Origin of the sequence: Streptomyces griseosporeus (assembly GCF_014656055.1) — a bacterium.
GTDB lineage: Bacteria > Actinomycetota > Actinomycetes > Streptomycetales > Streptomycetaceae > Streptomyces > Streptomyces griseosporeus.
In genome coordinates, this window is sequence record NZ_BNBR01000001.1 from 146,359 (window position 1) to 167,992 (window position 21,634).

Genomic DNA, 21,634 nt, shown 5'->3' on the forward strand with positions numbered 1-21,634 from the left:
CTGTTTCCCGCCGCATGTGAGGCCCTAGCCCTCTGGAACCCGGACTCCGTCGGCCTTACCGTTACCCTGCTCGCCGCACCCTGCGCGGCGCTGCTCCGCATCACCCGCACCAAGCCGGACGCTCCTTGAGCGCCGTCCCCCGCCGCCCACCGAAGAAAGGACACCCCAGGGTGCCCGCTGAGAACCGGCCCGCCCGCGCCACGAACCCCGTCATCCCCGGCTTCCACCCCGACCCGAGCATCTGCCGCGTCGGCGACGACTACTACCTCGCCTGCTCCAGTTTCGAGTACTTCCCCGGTGTACCCCTCTTCCACAGCCGCGACCTGGTCCACTGGACCCAGATCGGCAACGTGCTGGACCGGCCCGAGCAGTTGACCCTGCCGGCCTCCATGCACTCCTCGGGCGGCATCTACGCCCCCACCCTGCGGTATCACGACGGACGGTTCTGGCTGATCGTCACCAACTGCCATGAGGGCGGCGGCAACCTGATCGTCACGGCCACCGACCCGGCCGGCCCGTGGTCGGACCCCGTGTGGGCGCCGGGTGTGCCCCATATCGATCCCGACCTCGCCTGGGACGAGGACGGCACCTGCTGGTGCACGGTCGCCGGCATCAGCCAGGTCCGGCTCGACCCCACCACGGGAGAGACGTACGGCACCCCGCAGCCGCTCTGGTCGGGCGCGCCCGGCGCCCTGGCTCCGGAGGCGCCGCACCTGTACCGCATCGGTGACTACTGGTACCTGCTCATCGCCGAGGGCGGCACGGAACGCGGCCACGCGGTCTCGATCGCCCGCGCCTCCACCCCCGACGGCCCGTTCGAGCCCTGCCCGGCCAACCCCATCCTCACCCACCGCGGCACCCACTACCCCATCCAGAACACCGGACACGCCGACCTGGTCCAGGGCCCCGACGGCTCCTGGTGGATGTTCTTCCTCGGTGTCCGGGCACGCGGCGGCACGCCCTTCTGGCATGTGCTCGGCCGGGAGACCTTCCTGGCCCCCGTGACCTGGGAGGACGGCTGGCCCGTCGTCGGCGAGGTCACCCTGGACCTCGGCACGCTCCCCTGGCCGCTCTCCCCCGCTCCGGCCGAGGAGCGGCGAGACGACTTCGACGGCGCCGAGCTGCGGCCCTACTGGATCTCGGTGCGCGACCGGCCCGCCGAGCACCACACCACCAAGGAGCGTTCCGGCTGGCTGACGCTGCGCGCGCGGGGCAGCTCCTTGGACGAGCCCGACGTGGTGTTCACGGGCCGCCGCCAGCAGCACCTCAACTGCCGGGCGCGCACCCTGATCGACCCGTCCGAGGGGCGCGGCGGCCTCGCCGTCCGGCTCGACGAACGGCACCACTACGCCGTGGAGGCGACCGGCACGCACGTCCAGGTGGTCGCGCGCATCGGTGACCTGCGCAGCGTGGTGGCAGAACAGCAAGTACCCGCGGGGCCCTTGGTCCTCGGCGTCACGGTCACGGACCCGCCGTCCGACCGTGGGCCGTTCACCGGGCCCGATGTCGTCTCCCTCGGCTTCGAGGGTCCGGACGGAACGTTCACCGCGCTCGCCTCGCTCGACGGCCGCTACCTGTCGACCGAGGTCGCCGGTGGCTTCACCGGCCGCATCCTCGGCATGTACGCGGCCCAGGGCACCGTCCACTTCGACTGGTTCGAGTACGAACCCCTCGATGACTGAGAGGTCCTGAACCGCGGCCCGGGTGGGGCGTAGCGGGGCGGGATGCGGCTGGGGCCGCGGGCAGGGCCCCACCCGCGGCCGGCCAGTTCCTGGCGACGCGCCGCCCGGCGGCCTTGCCGGGCGCGGCCGGGTAGTCGACCTCCCTGCGGGCCCCGGCCGGCGCGCCCCCTACGCACACGGCGTGCCCCAACGTTCTGTCAGATGGCTTCCTGCTTGCGATGGAGCATCCGACCGGTCCGGATCTGGCGAGTGTGTCAACGATCGTTCTGTGTCACGAAACGATCGTTGAGTGCATGGGGGTGATCCGCGTACTGTTCGATCCGCGACACGTCCCCCTGACCCCAGGAGTATTCGGTGGAGCTTTCTCTCCATGAGACTCTGCGGCGCCTGAGAGATCATGCCGCGGAGCAGGAGCTCAGCCCTCAAGAACTGGCGGATCAGACCGCCATGCCCGTAGGCACGGTGCTTGCCCTGCTGCGGGGTGAGGAGCTGCCGCCGGACACCGTCGACGAACGCGTCTGCTCCCGGATCAAGGTGCTCGCCGACGCCCACGCGGCCCGCACGCGGAAGAGGTTCGGCGACCTGGTTTCGGAGGTCGCCGGCAAGCTCTCCATCTCCGACGTGTGGGCACGCAAGCTCCTGCGGGGCGAGAAGACGCCGAACGTCACACTGCTGCACGGACTGGTCGACTTCTTCAAGGTCGACGGCGGGGAGGCCTTCTTCACCGCCTCACCGGCCGATGCCCTCAACCGTGCACTGCTGAAGATCCTGGAGAGGTATGAGGAACCGCAGCGGGACCCCATCGATGCCCTGATGGCGAAGTTCGGCGTGAAAGCCATGGACCTCCGCCACCACGGAACCATGACGAAGGACCAGCTCGAGATGCTTCTCGAGGGCGTGATCAAGTCGGTAGTGCCTCCGGAAGGAGACCCGCGGCGATGAGCACGCGCGCGATGAAGGACCTGCTCACCTCCCTGGCCAAGGAGGCCGCGAAGGCCATTCGGCGACCGGCCGAACCGCAGGCCGTCATGCGGGAGTTCTGCCGAGCGCTGAGCAACCGCCTGGACCGGCCTGTCGACTTAGCCTTCCGCGTCTTCCCCGCAGACCTGCCCGTCCCCGTCTCCGGGATGCGGATCGACTTCGGCGAGCGATCCGTCATCGTGGTCGAGCAGAACATGCACCCCGAAGCGCAGCTCGTCATCCTCGGACACGAGCTGTGGCACGAGGCCCAGGGTGACTCCTGCTACAACTTCGCAGGCATCAACGCGGCCGCCCGCGCCGCTATCACCGACCAGGCGGCCGACGCGATCCGCCGCGCCGCTGAACAGGTACTCGCCGTGGACGAGATCCCCCGTGACGCCATCCTGGCCGTGGCCGCCCGCTCCGACTTGGTCGCCGCCGCCGAGATGGACGCCGAGACGTTCGGCCTGCTCTTCGGCCGAGAAGCACGCACCTGGATGACCGGCCGCTACGCTCAGGACCCGGTCAATCCCAGCACCGTCGAAGGGCGCCTGAACCTGTCCCTGCTGAACCGCGGCGGACGCATCCTCTGATGAGCCCTCACTTCCATATCCCGTACGTCCTGCCGACCGTGCTCCTGGCCACGGCCCTGCTGTTGAAGGCCCCCACGTTCCTGCGGGCGATGAAGGACGCCGACGTACGGGCGACGACGATCCTGCTGACCTGCGCCACCGCGGTCCTGGTCGTCATCACACCTGCCAACATCCACCGGCTCAACGTCTGGACCGGGATCCCGAACATCGCGGCCCCATGGGCGTACAGCTTCCTCACGGCGTTCTGCGCCACCGGTCTGACCATGATCATGCGGTGGCGGGAACCCCCCTCCAAGCGGCGTGACCGCCGCATGCGCGCGATCTACTGGATCTACGCCGGCATCATCGCCGCCCTGTGGGTCACCTTCATCCTGGCCGACGTTCCCGAACCGCGGATCTACGACCTCGACACCTACTACGCCACCACGCCGTGGATGCGCGAGCACACCCTGCTCTACGTTCTCGCCCACATGGTGTCGTCCCTGATCGCCGCGTACATGCTCTGGAAGTGGTACCCCGAGGTCACCCACCGGTGGCTGCGCACCGGGCTCGTCTGCCTCCAGGTCGGCTACGCCTCCGGGCTCGTCTTCGACGCGGCCAAACTCGCCGCCGTGTCCGCCCGCTGGACCGGCCACAACCTCGACTGGATGAGCACCAAGGCGGCGCCCCCCTTCGCTCTGCTCGAGGCCGTCCTCGTCGCCCTCGGCTTCATCGCCCCCCAGATCGGACCCTGGTTCCAGAAGTCCGGCCGGGAGCTGCGCGACTACCGACGCCTGAGGGCGCTCTGGCGCACCGTCCGCGTCGTTCAGCCGGCCGCGGCCGCGGCCCGCTTCGGCTGGTGGGTCCCCCTCGACCTGCGCCTCCTCCAACGCCAGCAGCGCATCCACGACGCCCTGCGCCTGCTCGCCCCGTACTTCTGCCACGACACCTACCAGCGAGCCCACGCCGCCGCCCTCGCCGAGTTCGACGACGAGCAGGCCAAGGGCATCGCCGGCGCCATCGCCCTGCAGGACGCTGCCGACGCCTACCAGCGCCGGCAGCCACGCCACACCGGCGACCAGATCCCACGCATCGGCCCTGACGTCATCGACCACCTCGACCAGGTAGCCCGGGCCCTGTCCCGCCCGCGCCTCTTCGACTCCATCCGCCAACGGGTGACCACCACAGAAAGCGCCAACACGCATGCCTGACATAGCCACCACCCGACGGCCCACCGCCCTCGTCATCGGCGCCAGCGCCGCCGGCCTGTTCGCCGCGGCCGCGCTCACCGAGTTCGCCGACGTCACCCTCATCGAACGGGACACCCTGCCCGACGGCCCCGCAGCGCGCCGCGGCGTTCCCCAGGCGAAACACGCCCACCTCGTGTGGAGCGGCGGCGTCAAGGCCTTCAACGACCTGCTGCCCGGGGTCGTCGACGACGTCGTCGCCAGCGGCGCACGGCTCGTGCACATCATGGGCGACATGGTCTCCCGGGCCCCGAACGAGGTCTGGTTCCGGCGCTTCACGAGCACCCACCACCGCAACCTCGTCTGTTCCCGCCCCCTGCTGGACTCGGTCCTGCGCACCCGCGTTCTCAACGACCAGCGCATCACGCTCCGCGAGGACACCCGGGCCGTCGACCTCGTGGGCACGGCCACCCGCGTCACCGGCGTCCGCGTCCAGGGCGCAGACGGCGACGACACCCTCACGGCCGACCTGGTCGTCGACGCCACCGGCCGCGGTTCACGCGCACCCCAGTGGCTTGAAGCCCTCGGCCTGCCCAAGGTCAGCGAACGAGAGGTCAACGCCGGCGTCGCCTACGCCACCCGCCTCTACCGGGCCCCCGGAACCACGGCCGACACGGACTTCCCGCTGATCAACGTGCAGGCCAACCCCGCCAAGGCCCCCGGCCAGGGCGGCATCATCCTGCCCGTCGAGAACAACCAGTGGATCGTCACCCTCGCCGGCACACGCGGCGGCGAACCCACCGACGAACCTGACCGCTTCGAGGACTTCGCCCTCGGCCTGGGCGACCCCGTCATCGGGGAGCTGCTGAAGAACGCCGAACCGCTCAGCGACGTCGCCACCACCCGCAGCACGGCCAACCACCGCCGCTACTACGAGAAGATGCGCGCTTGGCCGGACGGCTTCCTCGTCCTGGGCGACGCCATCGCCAGCTACAACCCCGTCTACGGGCACGGCCTCACTGTGGCCGCCCAGTGCGCGCTCGCCGTCAGGAACATCCTGCGCACCGCACCCCTGACCGCATCGGGAACCGCCCGCAGGGCGCAGCGCGCCGCGTCCCGTCCGGTGGCCGCCGCCTGGGACCTCGCCGTCGGCCAGGACGCCTTCTACCCGGGCGCCACCGACACCCCGCCCACCGCCGTGGAGAAGTACCTCGCCCGGTACGTGGACCGCTGCGTGGAGACCGGCGCCGGCAACCCTCGTGCCCTGGCCGCCCTGCTGGACGTCATGAGCCTGGAGAAGCCGGCCACCCGGCTGTTCTCCCCCGACATGGTGTGGCCCATGCTGTTCGGCCGGAAGAAGCCCCTCCTCAACGCCGCCCCCCTCACTGAAGCCGAGCGGAACAGCGCACTGAACTGACCAAGATCATTCCTGCCCGGATGGGCAACCCCCTCAAGGCCCCGTACGGGTGACGTACGGGGCCCCACCACGTGCCGTTCCCCATACCGCGTATGGGACGCTCCCCGTAGCCCGGAAAGGTCACCGGACTGCGGGAGCGGGTCATGGGTTCCGCATCGGACACCGCGCAAGGCCTCAGCGGCAACGCACGGTCGCCGACCAGGCCCGCGACTCCGCGCAGCGCATCAGCGACGAGAGCCGGCAACAGTAGGTGCTGCTCATGCCACGACCAGGGGATGCACCTCCCTTTCCAGCGGCCCTCACCATTGGTGCGGACAGCCGCTGCATGGCTGGCTGAGCCCAGGATCCACAACACGACCCGGCCATGACCAGAGCGCTAGGCCCGGTCTTCACCGGCTCCCTGGCCCGTCAGGCCTCGCAGGCGCGTGGCGATCCCGCACATGGCCATGCGCAGGGGCCCGTGCGTCAGCGTGCACCCAGGGCGGTGCCGCCCTGGGTGCCCAGGCAGCGTTACCAGTAGTGCCGACGGCCGGCGACCGCGTGTCCCATGGAACCCATGATCCACAGGACCGCACCGATGACCGCAAGGATGATCCCGATCGTCCACAGGATCGATATGCCGGTGACGAAGCCGACTACCAGCAGAATGATGCCGAGGAGGAGCATGACCGCCTCCGGTGCGAAGTAGTGCTGCCTTCACTGTGGACCCCAGCTCGGTGCTGGAAAAGGGCCGTGCCCGCATTCGGGACCGAATCGTGTCGCCCCCGAGCTGCGAGAGCTGCATGCCGTGTGGGAGAGGGAGACTCGGCAGGTGGTGACAGCGCGGGCCTCTCACGCATCGCCCGCGGCATGGCCGTCCTCAGCTGTCAGAGACGGGGCCGCACCACCAGCCTGGTACGGCCATCGGCGCAGCGCCTCCCAAGCACCTCCGCGCCGGTCGCCTGGCATGCCTGGACGGCGACAGCGATCCGTCCAGGCCGCCGCCGGGTCAGCCGGCGCGCTGGGTGGTCTCCCCGGCCTGGGCGGGTACGGCGGGCAGGGGAACGGTGCAGGACGCGCAGCGTCGGGCCTGGGCGGGGACGGGGCTGAGGCATTCGGGGCAGTCCCGTTTGGGTGCCTGGACGTCGTGGTGCGGGGCGAGGCGTTCGTGGAGCTTGTTGATCGGGAGGACGACAAGGAAGTACAGGGCACCGGCGAGGAGGAGGAAGCTGATCGCCGCGTTGATGAAGACGCCGTAGGGGAACTCGGTGGCACCTACGGTGAAGGTCTTGCGGCTCATGTTGCCGGCGGCTCCGGTGGCCAGCCCGACCAGTGGTGTCAGGAAGGCACTGACGAAGCCGTTCACTACTGCGGTGAACGCTGCCCCGATGACGATGCCGACGGCCAGGTCGACCACGTTGCCGCGCAGGATGAAGCTGCGGAAGCCCTTCACCTCTCACCCCTTACAGGCTCTTGACGTCACCAGGTGACAGCCGAGGGCGTAGTCGGCTGCCACTTTCGCTCGGATGCCCTGCCACTCCTCGCCCATGCCTGCTTCAGGCGCCGCGCGAGACCGGGGCTGTTCTGCGCGGCCGGGCCGGGTCGTGTCCGCGGGTGCACCGCAGCGATCACATCCCAGGGCGGCCGGGGGCCGCGACGGCCGAGCCCCCGTTGCTCTTGCCACGGGCGAGTATGGGCGGGGCAAAGGGTGTCTGCTGAGCGTGGGGGCGTTGCGTGGCGTAGTTGTCAGCGCGCGTCGGGGTCAGGGGATCATCACGCAGTGGTTCTCGATGAAACGGCCGCCACGGTCGAGCCCGCCGCATACGGCCAGCCTCGGGTAGGCCCGGATCTCCCGGTTGACGACGAATCGCCACTGCGAGACGTTCGCCTTGCTCCCCCGGTAGTCGCCGACGAAGGCCCGCAGCGTCCCCGGCAGGCCGTCCCGGGTGGTGACGGTGATGTCCTGTACGTAATCGCGGCCCTGGAAAGCGGTGGCGACGCAGATGTAGGTGCCGCAGGTGGACTTCACCTCGGCGCTGGCCGGTGTCGCGGCCGCCACGAGAAGGGTGCCGGCGGCGGTCAGCGCTGCGCCGACTGCTGTCAGCCGACGCCATGTGGTCGCTGCGGGCCCGGCTTCAGCGCTGAGATTGTGGGGCATGGAGCCTCCTCGGTTGTCTGATCGGTCTGATCGGTCTGATCGCCTCATTCCGCACTGTGGCGAGGTGATGCCGAGCGGGCAAGGTCGCATCGCGTCGACCAAGGGCGCGAGGGGGCGCAAGGGCGGAGACCGACCGCATGTCACGCTTCGGCCGGTGAGCCTTCAGGAAGCCGCATCTCGGTCACCAAAGGTGCCCATCTTCGCGCACGGCCGTGCGGGCCCGTGCTCGCCAACCGGCGTCGGATGAAGGACGAGCAGCGGCTGGAGATCCCTTCTCCCCCGGCTCGGCCTGCCATCTCCTGGCGCGAGCCCGCTCACGGACGACCGGGGGCACTGCCTGCCTCACCAGCACCTCCCCAGAGCCCAAGGGCACATGAGGGACGTGGGTCCGGACCGGCGCCCGCTGCTGCCGGTTACTAAGCCGCAACAGCCGGGGCGTCCGCAACCGGCCGACCGCAGCGGCGGTGGCGCGCCCTGGTCCTGCCCAGCGCGGTGCGTCCGTGGACGGGTCGGCCGGTTCTCCGCCGGGTGGGGCAGCCGCGAGAGGCACACTGTTCTGCCAGTGGCAGAACACCGACTGGACCGGGCTCGACGATCACTACAGTCCAGTTTCATGACGACGATCACGACGCGTACGGTGCAGTACCCGGCCGACGGTTTGACGATGATCGGGCACCTCGCGCTCCCCGCCGGTGCCGACCGCCGGCCCGCGGTGCTGCTCGGGCCGGAGGGCATGGGACTCAGCGACGTCGAACGCCGCCGGGCCGATGCTCTCGCCGAGCTGGGATACGTGGCGCTGGCCTTCGACCTGCACGGTGGGCGCTACTTGGGCAATCCCGAGGAGATGCTGGCCCGTTGCATGCCGCTGCTCGCCGCCCCCGACCGGATGCGGGGCATCGGCCGTGCGGCACTCGATGTGCTGCGCGCCGAACCGCGGACCGACCCCGACCGGATCGCCGCCGTCGGCTACGGCACCGGGGGCGCGGTCGGGCTGGAACTCGGGCGTGACGGCGTCAACCTGCGCGCGATCGCGACCGTCAACGGCCTGACCACGGGTCGGCCTGGTGAGGCAGCGCGTATTCGCTGCCCGGTGTGGGCCGGGGTCGGGTCGGAAGACCCGATCATGCCGCCCGCGCAACGGAACGCGTTCACCGCCGAGATGCAGGCCGCGGGCGTCGACTGGCGCCTCACGGTCTACGGCGGCGCCCTGCACGCCTTCCACCACCCACCGGTCGACCATCCCACAGTCCCCGGCGTCGCCTACCACCCCCAGCACGCCCAGCGCGCCTGGCACGACGTCGTCGGCCTGCTCGCCGAGTGCCTGCCCGTGACGAAGGACCTAGGGGCATGACCCAGCTCGGCATGCTGGCGCCGAGCCTGGTCGGCGTCGGGCAATGACCGTCCCTCGCCTGGAGTCCGCCACAGCGGCTGAGCCGATGACGTCCGGGCCCCGAACTCGGCACGGACGCCGGCGGCGCCTGACCTCATCCCGGTAGGAGGTCTTACTACGCCACGACCGGGGGCAGCGGTTCACGGGCCTCGTGCCATGCGGGAGGAAGGGCGGCGACCCCGGTGCGGGCGGCGATGACCCCGCCCGCGATGGCGCAGGTGGTGTCGATGTCGCCGCGCCCGGCGACTGTGACCCACAGGCCCTCGTGCAGGTCGTCGAGGTGCCCCGCCGCGCACCACAGGGCGTAGGGGACGGTGTCGGGTCCTGACATGCGATAGCCGGAGCCCAGGACCTCCGCGGCGTGCCGAACCGAGGTGCGCTCCGGCATCCGGGCCGCGATCCGCACTCCCGAGCGGACGTCGCTGTCGGGGAGTCGTTCGGCGACTGCGTGAAGGAAGTCCGGTCTGGCCGGGGTGGGCCCGCCCCGGCTGCGGGTCGCCAGCGCCGCGGCCAGGGCGACCGCCACCGCTCCGGTGACCGCCTCCGGGTGGTGGTGCGAGACCGTACTCTGGCGGGCGGCCTGCTCAGCGACCACATCGAGGTCGGCGCTGTGCCAGGCACCGAGCGGGGCGACGCGCATGGCCGCGCCGTTGCCCCAGGAGCCCTGGCCGCCGAACTGCCCGGCGACCACCTCCTGCCAGGGCTCGCCCGCATCGATCCGGCGCAGCACGTCATGCATCGAGGCTCCATAGCCGCGGTGTGTGTCCTCGGCGTAGGCCGCCGCGAGGCGCAGGGCCAGGCGGTCCTGGTCGACGATGCCCCCGCCCTCGACGAGTTCCCGGACGAGAACCAGCGCTTGGGCGGTGTCGTCGCTCCATCGCCACTGCGGTTCCGGGGGCAGCGTCCGAGCCTCCAGGGCCGCCGCGCCATGCCTGCGCAGGATGCCGAACCAGCGGTCGCCGAAGGCGTCGCCGAACGCGAGCCCGTGCAACGAATCCAGCACAGTGGTAGGCACGTTGATCATCGGCGCAGTATCGCAGCGCGGTGGCTCTCCTGCACTCCGGTTTCGGGGCTGCCGGGCTTCCGGCCTGGACACGGGCTCTCCGGCCGGTGCACCGAAACCCATCCGGCCCGGCCCCGGCCGCCCGCCAGGCTCGAAGAACGGCGGGGCTCCGTGCCGACCTTGTGGTGTGCGGGTCGGGTGTAGGACTTGCCGGTGGTGAGGACGCGTCCGACGTCGTAGCGGGTGGCGGTCCGTCGGTACCGGCAAGCTCAGACTGACAGGCGGAAGCCACCGATCTGGTACTCCAGCCCCTCACGGAACTCCAGGCGCGGGATGGCACTGCGCATCGCCGAGTACAGCGTGGGCGGAACTTCGTAGACCGCGGTCTCAAGAAAGTCGTCGTCGCGGCCGGGGAACAGGTCCCTGATGCTCAGGATCTCGGCTTGGGTCAGGTCAGTGACATGAGCGGCTTGCTCGTCGCTGTCCCAGCCGATGAGCTCCCAGCCAAGGGTTTCGGTGTCGATATCGTTCACGCGCCTACGGTAGGCGCGAACTGCCCATGAGCCGGTTCTGAGCAGCTCGGCGCGCTGGATGAGATCATGCCGCGCGCTTTGTTGCGACACTGGTGAGGGAGTTCGTGGTGGAGAAGGTGACGTTGGCGGCGTGGCCCACGCCGATGGAGGCGGCTCCCCGGCTGGCCGCAGAGATCGGCCTGGCCGCCGGCGATCTGTGGATCAAGCGGGACGACCTGACCGGTCTCGGCGGGGGTGGCAACAAGGTCCGCAAGCTGGAGTGGCTGATCGCGGACGCCCTGCGGTGCGGCGCGGACACCCTGGTCACCACGGGCGGGCCGCAGAGCAACCACGCCCGGCTCACCGCCGCCGCGGGCGCCCGAGCGGGCCTGAACGTGGTGCTGGTGTTGCCCGGCTCCGGGCGCCCGGACCGGCCCGCGGGGAACCTGCTGCTGGACGCCGCCCTCGCCGCGCGCGTCGTGTGGGCAGGTGACGCCGCGCCCGCCGAACTGGCCGGGCAGGCAGAGAAGACGTGCGCCGAGCTGCGCCACGAGGGCGCCGTGCCGTACCTGGTGCCCTTCGGCGGATCCGGCCCGCTGGGCGCCCGGGGCTACCGGGAGGCGGGCGAGGAGATCCTCGCCCAGCGGCCCGACGTCCGGCACGTCGTCACCGCCCTCGGCTCCGGCGGCACGATGGCGGGCCTGGTCGCCGCCCTCGGAGCCGACCGCGTTCTGGGCGTCGACGTCGGCGCACTCCCCGACCCCGCCGCCGTCGCCGCCGCTTTCGCCTCGGACCTCACCGGCAGCGAGGTGACCGCAGTCCACCTACGGGTCCGGCGGGTTCGAACGCGTGGTGCCGCCGGCGCCGGAACGTCCTCAGGGCCGTGGCTGGCGTCGCCACGGGAATCGGGAGGTGCTGGCTGCGATCATCTTCGTGGCCACCTCTGGGTGCACCTGGATGGCGGGCTGGACGCGCCGGGCGGCTTCCGCTACTTGCGGCTGAGGGTTTGGTAGTCCCCGTTATCAGGATCTCCCACGCTGCGCCGCATCGTCGGATGCGCCTTCGAGCCGCCGAACTCCCACGGGTTGCCGTCGCAGACGGTGATCCACACCTGCTCCGCTTCCTTGTCGTCGGGATACGCGCCCCACTCGCCGGTGCCGCTGCACTCCGACACCTTGTCGCCGTCATTGTTGAACTTGGCAAGGTTGGTTACGACGACGGTGCCGTCGTCCTTGAAGAGCACGGTCCCGGTATCGCCCTCGGTCCAGGTGCCTATGATGTCGGCCCGAGCCAGTGTCTGTGGCTGCCAGATGCACCCCGTGGCCAGCGTCAACACCGCGACCGCCAAGACCACTCCACGCAACCCCGCAGCGACTCTCCCTCGTTCATTACGCATAACTCCCCCTTGCGTACGTCAATCCCTGGTTGCTTCGTCAAGGCTCACGCTGTCACGAAAGTTGAACATGTTCAACTCTGCTCGGTGCGCACTGACAGCCCCGCTCCACACCGCATTGAGCGGTGCACCTTGGCCGCTCGCCGTAAAGAGCACTGTCCGGAATCTCACGGGCGGAGTCATCAGCAGGTAGCTGCTGCAGTGACGGTGCCGTAGAAGCCCCGGGGGCGGCGTGTCGCCTACGCCGACCTCCTCGACGACGACCGGCACCTGGAAGCGGTCACCGTCCGCTCCAACCGGCAGAGAGCAGACCAGGACCCGGCCACTTGGCTCGTGCCGGACAACATTGCAAGAGCTGCCTCTACGTGGCCACCTGGCTATCCGCTGGCCGGCGCCGGCCATCCGGCCGTTCAGCGTGTCGTTCGCGTCCCCCGGAATCTCCGGGGCCGGACGGTCACCGTGGCGGCGCTCCCAGGTCCAGCCGCCCCGCCTCCGGCCCGGCGCACGCCGGTCCGCCTCCGGGGCCGGGGGCGGTCGTCCAGCCCCCGGCCCCGCGCGTCGTTGCGTCAGGCCTCGTCCCGCAGTTGCGCGGCCAGTGAGGTCAGCGGCTCGGCCTCCTCGGTGTGGCCCAGGGCGGTCAGCCGGGTGACGGCCTCATCCAGGCGGGCGAGAGCGGGGGCGGGGCGTTCCAGGTAGATGCCCTCCACCGCGGCCGCGAGACGCACGCACTCGGCCCACTCACCGGCGTGCTCGCCCTGCGGCCCCGTGTCGCCCAGCAGCGACAGACCCTTCTCCAGAGCGGCGAGCGCCTCCTCGTACGTGCCCGCGTACGCGTGGACCCGGCCGTGCTCATAGGCCAGCGCGATGTCCAGGGGGCGGCCGGCGGCCTCGAACCCGGCGGCTCGGGCCTCGTCGGCGATGCGTCCGGCGTCCGTCAGGAAGCCGAGCGCGTCGGACAGCCCGTCGGGGCCCTGTTGCTTGGCCTGCAGCCGGGCGAGCTCGCGCAGGCAGTTGCTGAGCTGCTCGTAGCGCGGCGCCCGGGCGTGCGCGGCGATCGCCTGGTCTGCGGCCTCGCGGGCCCGGGCGAACTCACCTGATTCCGCGAGGAGTACGGCCGTCTCCCCGGCGATCACGGCATGGCTGCCGGGATCGTCGTCCCAGGCCGACGACTCGGCGGCGAGAGCGACGAACTCCGCCGTGGCCGCCTTGAGGTCCTCGCCCGCGTGCAGCGCGCGGGCCCGGGTCAGCCGCAGCTGGGCGGTGAGCCGGTCGTCCAACTCGCCTGCGGCGACGTCCGGTTCGGCCAGCAGCGAGTCGAGCAGGGCGATGCTGTCCTCGATGTGCCCCAGGTCGAGGCTGAGCCGCGCCGCGTTGCTGTAGGTGCACAGCGCCTCCATGCGGCTGCCGTGACGCAGCTGCACCTCCGCCGCGCGGCTCAGGTGCCGCAGCGCCTCCTCGGGACGGCCCAGGTGCATGCAGGCCTCGGCCAGGTCACCGTGCAGGCGGCCGGTGTCGGCCGTGTGGGCCGGCCAGTCGGCGGCCAGCCGCAGACCCTCGGTGAGGTCCGCGTACGCGGCCTGCGCGTCGTGCAGACCCAACTGGAGGCGGCCGCGCAGGCCCAGCGTGCGGGGCAGGTGCCAGGCCGGCCCGTGCGCCCTCAGCCGTTCGAGGAGCTCGTCGATCCCGGCGACCGCGCCCGGCAGGTCACCGGTGAGGGCGTGGGTGCTGACGCGCAGCAGCAGGGCACCGGAGATCTGCGTCGCGATGTCGTGCCGCACGGCGAACGCGTGCAGCCGGTCCGCCTCGGCCAGGACCGGCGCGGCGTGCTCCTCGTTCCGCGTGGTCTGCAACCGCAGCCCCAGTACCGTCGCGCGCAGTCGCAGCAGCCGGGCCTCCACATACGGGGCCAAGTCCGTCGCCTGCTCATGCAGCCGGACCATGCCGGCGTGGGCGTCGCTCAGCGCCGCGGCCTTCGCCTCGACCCCGCCCGCGTCCGCATCCGCCTCCGCTCCCGTGCCGGTGTCCGGCGCCAGCTGGGCCCGGGCCAGCAGGGCGCAGGCCCGGGAGAGCGCCGCCTGCCCTGGTGCCCCGGCGTCGTCATACAGTGCCGCGGCCTCCTCGTGCAGGACGGCGGCCTCGGCGAACTCGTCCTTCTGGCCCGCCCGGTCCGCCTCGTCGGCCAGCAGATCCCCGCGCAACAGCACGAGCGGACCCACGGCGGCATCGTCGGGGTGTGCGTAGTCGCCGGCCGCCACGAGCGTCCGCAGACGCGCCCACAGCAGCCGTGCGTCCGGATGTCCCTGCTCCTCCAACGCGCGTGCACGCAGGATGAGTTCCGGCAGCGACTCGGGCACTGCGTCGGCCGTGCGGGAGGCGGGCACGGCAGCCGGGGCGGCCGGGGCGACGTCGTCGAGGCTGCGGGTGCGCAGGGTCAGCTCCAGCGCGTCCAGCAGTGGAGCACGCTCCAGGCGGGCCCTGCGGCGGTCGGCGTGCGCCGTGGTGCCGTTGCGGGCGTCGAAGCGGGCGGCGAGATCGTCGGCACGTCTGCCCACCTCCGCGCGCAGCCCGGCCACCGTCCAGTTGCGGCCCGCCCACCCGGCGGCCGGCAGCTCACCGTGGCCGAGCTGCTCGACGCGGGTGAGGAGCACCTCCACACCGGTGAGGAAGTCGAACTGGTCCAGCGGCGAGTCGACCTCGTCGAACAGGTTCCGGTTCTCGGCGAGCAGCTCCAGACCGCGCGCCTCGTTACCGGTCAGCGCGCAGAACTCCAGTTGCCGCCCCACCTCCCCGGACATGGCGGGGTTGCGGCGGCAGGCGCGGTACCCCGCCAGGTGCAGTTCACGGGCCCGCTCGCTCCGGCCGGTGCGCAGCAGGGGCAGCAGCGCGTACGACACGGACCGGGCCGGTTCCTCCTGGCAGGACTCCTTGCCCGCGAGGACCGGCTCCCAGACGCGCAGCGCCCGCTCGTCGTCACCGGCGACGAGGTGGTACCGGGCACGCTCGCAGATCTCGCAGGCCTCGCAGTCGCTGAGCCGGGTGCGGGCGCGGCCCGCCCACAGCTCGTACGCCAGGGCGGTGTCCTCACCCACGTGGGCGGCCAGCTGATACACCTGACCGTAGTAGGGCTGCAGCGCCAGCCCGGCCTTCTCGTAGCGGTCGCGCATCTCCGCCAGCCACTGGCGCAGACTGGCCAGCGGTATCTCCGGCAGCTGACGCAGCGCGTTGGAGACCCACTTGAACCGCCAGAACAGCAGATGGCGCAGGCGCTCATCGAAGACGTCGGGCTGCTCGTCGAAGAGCGTGAGCAGGCGGGCGAAGACGACGGGCGACTTGCGCGGCTCGGAGCCGTACGTGTACGCCTCCTGCAGTTCCAGAAGCGCGTGGATCAGCGGGACCGGCTCGCCGAACTGCTCGGCGGCGTCGACCAGTTCCTCGGCCGTCACGGTACGGGTGCGGCCGTAGGGGCGCCGGTCGTTCTCCTGCAGCGCCCGGTACAGCTCGTCGGTGGTCTGGGGTGCGGTGGGCATCGTCAGCTGTCCTTGCGGAGGGCGTGGGCGAGGAGGTCGAGGAAGGAACGGTTGATCAGGCTCGACTCGGCGGGCCTGAGCGGACGCCGGGACAGCATCGCGGCCTGCCCGTAGAGAGCCTCGGCGCTGGTGCGGGCCAGCTCGGGCTCGTCGATGGTGACTGCGGTGCGCACGAGCGGGTTGAGCTGGTTGAGGATCAGCTGGGCTCGCGGGGCCTCCTGGCGCAGGGCGCCGAGGATGTCCCCCCACACCCCGCCCTGCTGCTCACGGGCGAGCTGGGAGCGGGTGCGTTCGTGCCGTGCCTCGCGGCTGTCGACGAGGAGGGCGGGTGCGGAGGCCGGCTGGAAGGTGCGCAGCGCCACGTCGCAGTCGAACACGGCGAGCGCGTCGCGGGCCTGGGCGAGGTAGGCCGCGGCGGCCAGTTCCGTCTCCCGGTCGACGGGGTCGAGGTGGGCGGTCAGTGTCTCCGGGTCCAGATCCGCGACGGTGGCCTCGGGCCGGATCTCGGGCAGCCGGTGGACGAGCTCACGGTCGTAGGTGTAGCCCCCGTTGACCACGCCGAGCCCCGCGGCCGACGCGATCGCCGCTACCTGCCGGAACTCCTCCACGCTGGAGGTCACCAGCACGGTGCGGTGAGTGCGCGCGAACTCGTCGAGAGTGGTGTGCCCGTCGGTGGTCTCGAACGGCAGCCAGGGCAGCAGCATCCGCAGGATCTCGTCGTCGTGCACGGCGAGCGACTTCACTGCCAGGTGGTGAGCCTGCAGGAACCGGCCGAGCAGGTCCGGGTCGCTGGCGGCGGCCCGGGCGATCCACGCCCGCAGCCGCTCCGCGAGGGCATCGCGTACGGCGGCCAGGGTGTCGTCCTCGTACAGGGACTCACGCGACGCGGTCGGACGCAGGCTCTCGGCGTCCACGACGCAGCGCGCGAAGAACGCCCACTCGGGCAGGATCTCCTCGGCCTGCTCCGACAGCAGCATGCCCTTGACGTGTACGCGATGCCCGTGGCGGCGCCCGGCCGGGACCGTATCGGGCAGCACGCACGCGATGCCCTTAAGACCCACCGCCGGAAGGTCCAGCTCGATGGTGTCCAGCGGAACGAATCCGAAGACCTCCTCCCCGTACGCCGCCAGCGCGCGGGAACGGGCCCCCGGCGTGGGGTAGGCGCGCGCCCACGGGGCGGGCTCGGGGTTGACCGGCACAGCGGGTGCGCCGGAGCCGTCGTCGAAGGTCACCGGATGACGCAGCAGCGAGCCGAAATGCCGGGCCAGCGCGTGCACCTGCTGCGCCCGCGTCCACTCGGCCGCGTCGGCGCGCGGCGTCAGCGTCACCGTCGTACCGGGCCCGGAGCGGGCGGAGGAGGGCAGGGTGCGCACGGTGTAACTGCCGTCGCCGCGCCCCCGCCATTCCACGGCCGGGGCGTCGGGAGTACGGGCGGAGCGGCTCAGTACGTGGATCTCGTCCGCGACCAGGAAACAGGACAGCAGGCCGATGCCGAACTGGCCGATGAAGTCGGCCCGTTGCTGGGCGATCCCCTCGGCGCGCTTGCTGCTGCGGCCGATCGTGGCGAGGAAGCTGTGCACATCGGCCTCGGTGAGACCCACGCCGTCGTCCTCGACACGGACCACGGTGTTGTCGGCGTACAGGCGGATACCGAGACCGGCGGTTTCACCGGCCGGTGCGAGCCGCTGCCGGGCGGTCAGCGCGTCCACCGCGTTCTGCAGCAGTTCGCGCAGGTAGACACGGGGGCTGGAGTACAGGTGGTGGGAGAGGAGATCGACGAGGCCGCGCAGATCGACCTGGAAGGTACGGTCGGCGCCGAGCGGGCTGGAGGTGGTGTCGGGCAAAGTCATCGGGCAGTCCGGGGTGCGGTGAACGGCAAAGGACGAAGGGGGATCAGGTGCGGCAGCGGGACCCCGGTTCAGAGCGGGACCGGATGCGGCAGCAGGACCAGACGCAGGAGCGGGACCAGACGCGGCAGCGGGACCAGAGGCGGGAGCGGGGTCGGATGCGGCAGCGGGACCGGCGCGGGATCGGGATCAGACGCGGCGCCGGAAACGGGCGTACATCGCCTCCGGCTGCGAGATGTACTTCCACGGCCACGGGGTGAAGGCGCCGTCCAGTTCGCGGTAGACGCGCCGGGCGGCAGGCTTCTCGCCGGCGAGCGACAGGGCCATGGCGAAGATGTTGAAGTCCTCCTGCCACCCCAGGCGCCGCTCGTAGGCCGGGTGGAAGATGCTGCGGTCCGCCGCCAGCCGCAACTCCTCCCGCACCTGCGGGTTCTCGAGGTGGTCCATACGGTCCGACTCCACCCACTCCTCGATGTGCGCCATCGGGAGCACACATCCGAGCCGATGACCGTCGGGCGCGCCGGCGAACGCCTCACGGGCGAACGCCAGGGCCTGGCCGGGCTCTCCGCCCCACCGGGGCTGAAGCTGCGACAACCACTCCATATGGACCCCCAGGTCAAGAGGGTCTCGCCGCAGCGCGGCGTCGAGCCGGGCCTCGGTGACAGCGGGACCCAGCGACATGCCGCGCCCGGAGGTCAGGAGGCGACGCCAGGGCGATATCCACTCCGGGCACAACTCGGCCGCCTCCAGGAGCTGCTCCTCCGCGATGTGCAGCCGCTCGTGGAAGACGCGCCACTGCTCCTGCGAGACGTCCACGGCCCGCGCCGAGGTGCGGGCTTCCCAGCCCCAGACGACGTGGCGGGATCCCGAGATCAGCAGGGCCAGCGCCCGGTGCTCCTTGTCCTCCTCGACCGCCCGACCGATCCACTCCTGCACACCGGCCACCTCGGCGACCTCGGCCAACACCTGATGCTCCCGGCCAAGGTCGAAGGGGAGGGCGGCCTCCTTCACCGCCTCCCAGTCACCCGCCTCGGCGGCCTGCACCAGCGCCAGCACCCGGGCGTCCCCGAGGGCCTGGAGCCGGTAGACCCCGCCCTTGCGCCTCGGGGTGGGGAGCGCGTACGGATCCGCCGCCGGCCTCTCCCCGCCTCTGCCGAACAGCCTGCCGAACATGCCGCGCCCTCCCCGTGATCCTGATGATCTCGCGTGATCGTGCGACGCAGCATAAACGGTGCCACTGACAGCGCCTCCACCGGATTTCCACGGCAGCGCGCGGACCCGAACCCGCGCCCGGCGGGTTCGTCTGACGACAGCCGCCCGCAACCCTTCACCTCCCCGAGCTGGGCTTGGGATGTCGAAAGCCGGCCTGCCCCTTCACCGTGTCCGTGCTGTGCTTCACCGAGCTAAGGGACGACACCGTGCTGCCTGGTTGTGGTGCGTGCGGGGCGGGACCCGGGGAACGCTGCATAGCGCGCCGCGTGCATATGCCCCGCACTTCGTAGAAGTAACTCATAATTTGTGTGCTTGTAGGGCTGAAGTAAGGGCATCCGTTGGCCAGGAGGTTGATAACGATGGTTCCCCTGCTTCTGGTTCTACTGCTGGCTCTGGTCCTCTTCGGTGCGGGTTTCGCGCTGAAGGCACTGTGGTGGATCGCGGTGTTCGTGCTGATCGTGTGGCTGCTGGGCTTCGTCGTCCGTTCCGCGGACGGCGCGGGCCGAAAGGGCCGCTGGTACCGCTGGTAGAGGAGTAGCGTCCGACGCGAGAGCGCACGCCATGCGCACGCGGTGATGGGGGGCCCGGCCGGATAACGGCCGGGCCCCCCATCCGTGTAAGTACCCGTCCTTCTGCAGCCGTTAGGAGAGATCGGGCGTATCGGACGCACCGCCGGGTACATGAGCCATGCACCGGCCCCGCAGTCCCAGCAGTGGAACCCTGCTCCTCCTGTCTGCGGGGCCGCTGCGCGCACGGAACACCGGTCCCTTGGTCCCGGCGTGCGGCCAATTGGAGGGAGCGACGACGGCGCCGGCTGCAGCCTTGCCCGACGCTCCCAGGCCGCGTGCGACTCAGCAGGTCGGCCCGGCCGCAGCCAAGTCGACACAACCACCGCCCGCCACGACCACACTGGACGTGGCTGGAGCACTGCTCGCCGATGCCACGGCATCCGGCTGGGGGGCGCAGAGCGTCCGGCCGTACAGCGGTGACGGCGTCGACGTACGCGCGGCCGCCGGAAGTGACCAGGCCGAGGGTGGCGAGGGCGCCGAGCGCGGCGACTGGACGCGCGGCTGCTCGGCGCCGACCCGGCCGGGGCTGAGCCACGCGGCCGGTCAGTGCAGGATGCTGACGGCCCGCGCGATCACAAGCAGCGAGGTGAGCAGGGCGGAGACGCTCTGGATGCTCATCAGGAGTTTCGCGCGAGTCGACAGCGGCATCGTGTCCGTCGGGCTGAACGCCGTCGAGTTGGTGACGGAGACGTAGAGGTAGTCCACGAGGGTGGGGACCCAGTCCGACGTGCCGCTGGCACCGTCGGCCACTTCCTGGATGGCGTCGTCATTCTCGTCCTGCGAGAAACGGAAATCCGCCAGGGGCAGGGCGGAGCGGGGCACCTGGGTGCGACTGACCGGGCCGCCGCGGTCCAGCTCCCAGTAGGCCAGGCCGAAGACGATGATGTTGGTGAGCCACACCTGCAGTGCCGCCACCAGCAAGGCCCGGCCGTCCTTCACCCCGGCGTACACCAGCTCGTGGATCAGGATGACCAGCGCCACCAGGTTGCTGACGGCGATCATCGCCACGAGCGTGAGGGACAGCACCCGGAACGCCTTCGTCTGCCGGGTCAGACGCTTCGGGTTGATCGCGATCAGCGGAACGAGCAGCAGGCACTCCAGGGCGGGCAGCACGTAGCGCGGAGCGACCAGCAGCCGTTGCGGCAGGAACAGGTACAGGGCGATCGCGGCGAGCGTCGCGACGACCGCCGGCAGCCGCACTTCGCCCCTGCGTTCGTGCCGGGGATGCCTGGTGCTCGCCTCCGCACGCGTACGTGCCATACCGACTGGTCCCTCCGGTTGCCGCCACTGACAGCGCCACGACGCCTGCGTCCTTCAGCGATGCAGGCCACCGGGCACCTCCAGCATCTACCCCGAGTCCGGCCCTCCCCCGCAGCCCGGTCCGGCGCGCCGGGCCGGCAACGACCGCACAGCAGGAGGGGTCATGATCTGGCTGGTAGTGCTCCGTTGGGCGGACGATGTCCTGGCTGACCGGATCTCGCCGCCTGCACCGCCGTTACGAACGCAAGGCGGAACACTTCCTCACTTTCGTCGGCATAGCCGCAGCCCTGATATGCCACCGCCGCTTCGTCCGTGTGGACGGGAAGGGTGTGTCAGTGTGAGGCCGCTCCGACGCTGCTCACCCACACGCGGAAGGGTGCAATCTCCGGCTCGGCCGCGGTCTGCTCCGACTGCTCCGACTGCTCCGATTGCTCCGACTGCTCCTGCACATCGTCCAGGTCCACCCAAGCGATGCCAGTGGGATCGCTGTCGGCCAGGAACGCCTCCACGATCGACTCAAGATCGTCAGAGGGGACGTAGGCGCCGCTGAACGGCAACTCATCCGAGGGTACAGACCCGGTCGAGCACCTGAGCTGCCCGCCCTGCTCGTCGTGCCACACGTAGAACGTGGCCGCACCGACGAGACCCAACTCACGGATGCGGACCCGGATGGCTGAAGCAGTCCGCTCGAACGCGGCCACCACGTCGGAGACGGACAACGACCTCCTGTCCTCATCCTCCGCACGCAGCCCCCAGGTGTTGGTCTTCCACTCCACCCGCCGGTCAGCGGGTTCCAAGACCAAGGGTTCGTCCGCCACCTCGGCGATCCATGTCAGCAGCACCGCCGAAGTGTCCCTTAGCTCGCACGTCAAGTGCCACCATAAGAAACGACGTCTAAGCACGACATGGCCGCGGACTTCGTCTGCACCCTGGACGAGACCGCCCAGGACAGGCGTGAGGATTCAG

General features: G+C 70.9%; 18 protein-coding genes and 2 pseudogenes. 9 read left to right on the forward strand and 11 right to left on the reverse strand.

Annotated elements, in window-relative coordinates:
- The first annotated feature begins 170 nt into the window (after window positions 1–170).
- The 5 genes from IE308_RS00535 to IE308_RS00555 all read left to right on the forward strand — a co-directional run bounded on the left by IE308_RS00535 (window position 171) and on the right by IE308_RS00555 (window position 5,818).
- The gene (locus tag IE308_RS00535; RefSeq protein WP_190216088.1) at window positions 171–1,682 is read left to right on the forward strand and encodes a glycoside hydrolase family 43 protein; all 1,512 of its coding nucleotides are present in this window, start codon (window positions 171–173) and stop codon (window positions 1,680–1,682) included.
- Between the two features lie 354 nt (window positions 1,683–2,036).
- Window positions 2,037–2,624, forward strand: coding sequence for a hypothetical protein (locus IE308_RS00540; RefSeq protein ID WP_190216089.1), 588 nt, complete (start codon window positions 2,037–2,039; stop codon window positions 2,622–2,624).
- Entirely contained in the window at window positions 2,621–3,235 is a 615-nt protein-coding gene (locus IE308_RS00545; protein ID WP_190216090.1) for an ImmA/IrrE family metallo-endopeptidase, read from the forward strand. The genes IE308_RS00540 and IE308_RS00545 overlap by 4 nt, the downstream gene beginning before the upstream one ends.
- Window positions 3,235–4,425: an MAB_1171c family putative transporter gene (locus IE308_RS00550; protein WP_190216091.1), complete on the forward strand. Its 1,191-nt coding sequence runs from the start codon at window positions 3,235–3,237 to the stop codon at window positions 4,423–4,425. Before IE308_RS00545 ends, IE308_RS00550 begins: the two co-directional genes overlap by 1 nt.
- Window positions 4,418–5,818, forward strand: a complete 1,401-nt coding sequence (locus IE308_RS00555; RefSeq protein WP_190216092.1) for an NAD(P)/FAD-dependent oxidoreductase — start codon at window positions 4,418–4,420, stop codon at window positions 5,816–5,818. Before IE308_RS00550 ends, IE308_RS00555 begins: the two co-directional genes overlap by 8 nt.
- Before the next feature lie 510 nt (window positions 5,819–6,328).
- On the opposite strand, the gene IE308_RS00560 is transcribed toward IE308_RS00555, so the two are convergent.
- From IE308_RS00560 to IE308_RS00570, 3 genes are all read right to left on the reverse strand, one after another.
- Window positions 6,329–6,484, reverse strand: coding sequence for a DUF6131 family protein (locus tag IE308_RS00560; protein WP_099054574.1), 156 nt, complete (start codon window positions 6,482–6,484; stop codon window positions 6,329–6,331).
- A 322-nt stretch (window positions 6,485–6,806) separates the two neighbouring features.
- Complete coding sequence (mscL, locus tag IE308_RS00565; RefSeq protein WP_110635701.1) at window positions 6,807–7,250, reverse strand: large conductance mechanosensitive channel protein MscL; 444 nt, start codon at window positions 7,248–7,250, stop codon at window positions 6,807–6,809.
- 309 nt (window positions 7,251–7,559) lie between these two features.
- On the reverse strand, window positions 7,560–7,955 hold the full coding sequence (locus IE308_RS00570; protein WP_110635698.1) for a hypothetical protein: 396 nt from the start codon (window positions 7,953–7,955) through the stop codon (window positions 7,560–7,562).
- A gap of 613 nt (window positions 7,956–8,568) precedes the next feature.
- Here IE308_RS00570 and IE308_RS00575 point away from each other — a divergent pair.
- Window positions 8,569–9,306: a dienelactone hydrolase family protein gene (locus IE308_RS00575; RefSeq protein WP_190216093.1), complete on the forward strand. Its 738-nt coding sequence runs from the start codon at window positions 8,569–8,571 to the stop codon at window positions 9,304–9,306.
- A gap of 154 nt (window positions 9,307–9,460) precedes the next feature.
- Here the strand turns inward: IE308_RS00575 and IE308_RS00580 are convergent, their stop codons facing one another.
- A complete protein-coding gene (locus tag IE308_RS00580; RefSeq protein WP_190216094.1) occupies window positions 9,461–10,369 on the reverse strand; it encodes an ADP-ribosylglycohydrolase family protein in 909 nt (302 codons plus the stop codon).
- Window positions 10,370–10,617: 248 nt separating this feature from the next.
- Entirely contained in the window at window positions 10,618–10,881 is a 264-nt protein-coding gene (locus tag IE308_RS00585; protein WP_190216095.1) for a hypothetical protein, read from the reverse strand.
- A 116-nt stretch (window positions 10,882–10,997) separates the two neighbouring features.
- On the opposite strand from IE308_RS00585, the pseudogene IE308_RS00590 reads away from it, so the two are divergent.
- Both IE308_RS00590 and IE308_RS00595 read left to right on the forward strand, forming a co-directional pair.
- Window positions 10,998–11,597 (forward strand): annotated as a pseudogene (locus IE308_RS00590) (pyridoxal-phosphate dependent enzyme); the annotation flags it as partial.
- A gap of 112 nt (window positions 11,598–11,709) precedes the next feature.
- Window positions 11,710–11,817 (forward strand): annotated as a pseudogene (locus IE308_RS00595) (IS5/IS1182 family transposase); the annotation flags it as partial.
- A 31-nt stretch (window positions 11,818–11,848) separates the two neighbouring features.
- Here IE308_RS00595 and IE308_RS00600 read toward each other — a convergent pair.
- The 4 genes from IE308_RS00600 to IE308_RS00615 all read right to left on the reverse strand — a co-directional run bounded on the left by IE308_RS00600 (window position 11,849) and on the right by IE308_RS00615 (window position 18,800).
- A complete protein-coding gene (locus IE308_RS00600) occupies window positions 11,849–12,208 on the reverse strand; it encodes a hypothetical protein (protein WP_190216096.1) in 360 nt (119 codons plus the stop codon).
- Between the two features lie 611 nt (window positions 12,209–12,819).
- Complete coding sequence (locus IE308_RS00605; RefSeq protein ID WP_190216097.1) at window positions 12,820–15,780, reverse strand: hypothetical protein; 2,961 nt, start codon at window positions 15,778–15,780, stop codon at window positions 12,820–12,822.
- A 2-nt stretch (window positions 15,781–15,782) separates the two neighbouring features.
- Window positions 15,783–17,630 carry an HSP90 family protein gene (locus IE308_RS00610; protein ID WP_190216098.1) on the reverse strand — a complete coding sequence of 616 codons (1,848 nt, stop codon included), beginning with the start codon at window positions 17,628–17,630 and terminating at the stop codon, window positions 15,783–15,785.
- Between the two features lie 186 nt (window positions 17,631–17,816).
- Entirely contained in the window at window positions 17,817–18,800 is a 984-nt protein-coding gene (locus IE308_RS00615) for a hypothetical protein (RefSeq protein WP_190216099.1), read from the reverse strand.
- Between the two features lie 398 nt (window positions 18,801–19,198).
- Between IE308_RS00615 and IE308_RS00620 the strand changes: the two genes are divergently transcribed.
- A complete protein-coding gene (locus IE308_RS00620; RefSeq protein WP_110635671.1) occupies window positions 19,199–19,369 on the forward strand; it encodes a hydrophobic protein in 171 nt (56 codons plus the stop codon).
- 582 nt (window positions 19,370–19,951) lie between these two features.
- On the opposite strand, the gene IE308_RS00625 is transcribed toward IE308_RS00620, so the two are convergent.
- Window positions 19,952–20,668 carry a DUF1345 domain-containing protein gene (locus IE308_RS00625; RefSeq protein WP_190216100.1) on the reverse strand — a complete coding sequence of 239 codons (717 nt, stop codon included), beginning with the start codon at window positions 20,666–20,668 and terminating at the stop codon, window positions 19,952–19,954.
- 332 nt (window positions 20,669–21,000) lie between these two features.
- The gene (locus IE308_RS00630; RefSeq protein WP_190216101.1) at window positions 21,001–21,510 is read right to left on the reverse strand and encodes a hypothetical protein; all 510 of its coding nucleotides are present in this window, start codon (window positions 21,508–21,510) and stop codon (window positions 21,001–21,003) included.
- Between the last annotated feature and the right edge of the window lie 124 nt (window positions 21,511–21,634).

Excerpts from the sequence above, each read along its gene's own strand:
- IE308_RS00545 (WP_190216090.1), top strand. The coding sequence starts at position 2,621 with ATGAGCACGCGCGCGATGAAGGACCTGCTCACCTCCCTGGCCAAGGAG.
- IE308_RS00550 (WP_190216091.1), top strand. The coding sequence starts at position 3,235 with ATGAGCCCTCACTTCCATATCCCGTACGTCCTGCCGACCGTGCTCCTG.
- IE308_RS00555 (WP_190216092.1), top strand. The coding sequence starts at position 4,418 with ATGCCTGACATAGCCACCACCCGACGGCCCACCGCCCTCGTCATCGGC.
- IE308_RS00560 (WP_099054574.1), bottom strand. The coding sequence starts at position 6,484 with ATGCTCCTCCTCGGCATCATTCTGCTGGTAGTCGGCTTCGTCACCGGC.
- IE308_RS00570 (WP_110635698.1), bottom strand. The coding sequence starts at position 7,955 with ATGCCCCACAATCTCAGCGCTGAAGCCGGGCCCGCAGCGACCACATGG.
- IE308_RS00575 (WP_190216093.1), top strand. The coding sequence starts at position 8,569 with ATGACGACGATCACGACGCGTACGGTGCAGTACCCGGCCGACGGTTTG.
- IE308_RS00580 (WP_190216094.1), bottom strand. The coding sequence starts at position 10,369 with ATGATCAACGTGCCTACCACTGTGCTGGATTCGTTGCACGGGCTCGCG.
- IE308_RS00605 (WP_190216097.1), bottom strand. The coding sequence starts at position 15,780 with ATGCCCACCGCACCCCAGACCACCGACGAGCTGTACCGGGCGCTGCAG.
- IE308_RS00610 (WP_190216098.1), bottom strand. The coding sequence starts at position 17,630 with ATGACTTTGCCCGACACCACCTCCAGCCCGCTCGGCGCCGACCGTACC.
- IE308_RS00615 (WP_190216099.1), bottom strand. The coding sequence starts at position 18,800 with ATGTTCGGCAGGCTGTTCGGCAGAGGCGGGGAGAGGCCGGCGGCGGAT.
- IE308_RS00620 (WP_110635671.1), top strand. The coding sequence starts at position 19,199 with ATGGTTCCCCTGCTTCTGGTTCTACTGCTGGCTCTGGTCCTCTTCGGT.
- IE308_RS00625 (WP_190216100.1), bottom strand. The coding sequence starts at position 20,668 with ATGGCACGTACGCGTGCGGAGGCGAGCACCAGGCATCCCCGGCACGAA.